General features: G+C 51.2%; 2 tRNA genes and 2 rRNA genes. All 4 read right to left on the reverse strand.

Annotation, left to right across the window (positions count from 1 at the left end):
• A 23S ribosomal RNA gene (locus tag LGM89_RS37025) occupies positions 1 to 109 on the reverse strand; the annotation flags it as partial.
• A 285-nt stretch (positions 110 to 394) separates the two neighbouring features.
• Positions 395 to 470: transfer RNA gene (locus tag LGM89_RS37030), tRNA-Ala, on the reverse strand.
• 43 nt (positions 471 to 513) lie between these two features.
• Positions 514 to 590: transfer RNA gene (locus LGM89_RS37035), tRNA-Ile, on the reverse strand.
• A gap of 64 nt (positions 591 to 654) precedes the next feature.
• A 16S ribosomal RNA gene (locus tag LGM89_RS37040) occupies positions 655 to 773 on the reverse strand; the annotation flags it as partial.

The following is a 773-nucleotide window of genomic DNA, read 5'->3' on the forward strand; positions in this document are numbered from 1 at the left end:
TACGGATCAAAGCTTGTTTGCCAGCTCCCCGTAGCTTTTCGCAGGCTACCGCGTCCTTCATCGCCTGTGATCGCCAAGGCATCCACCACATGCACTTGTTCGCTTGACCCTATAACGAGTCTGTCTCGCGACAGTCGCTACAGGTTGAGTTCTCGCGTTGTGCCGTATTCCAATTGAGTCAAACATAGAGTTCGAATCATCTTGAGATACATCGATACAATCACAACCCGGATAGTTTTCACGTCCATCTCAAGACGCTTCCGCTATCCAAATTACTTGCTTCTTCCAGATTGTTAAAGAACGACAGCCGATATGGTTTTACTCATATCACTCTGACTGGCTCAATCGCCAATGACAAAGATTCGACCCAAGTCGAACGCTTGTCATTGAAGATTGGTGGAGGCAGACGGGATCGAACCGACGACCCCCTGCTTGCAAAGCAGGTGCTCTCCCAGCTGAGCTATGCCCCCATGAGTACAGATTTGCCTCAGGGTGTACCGCCACACAAGACGGTGGTGGGTCTGGTTGGATTCGAACCAACGACCCCCGCCTTATCAAGACGGTGCTCTAACCGACTGAGCTACAGACCCCTGAGTCTGTCTTTAAATTTACAGCCGATAAGCGTGAGCGCTCAACTTGTGCGAGAAGCTCTGGAAAGGAGGTGATCCAGCCGCACCTTCCGATACGGCTACCTTGTTACGACTTCACCCCAGTCATGAATCCTACCGTGGTGACCGTCCTCCTTGCGGTTAGACTAGCCACTTCTGGTAAAA

Origin of the sequence: Burkholderia sp. AU31624, from assembly GCF_020420065.1 — a bacterium.
Lineage (GTDB): Bacteria > Pseudomonadota > Gammaproteobacteria > Burkholderiales > Burkholderiaceae > Burkholderia.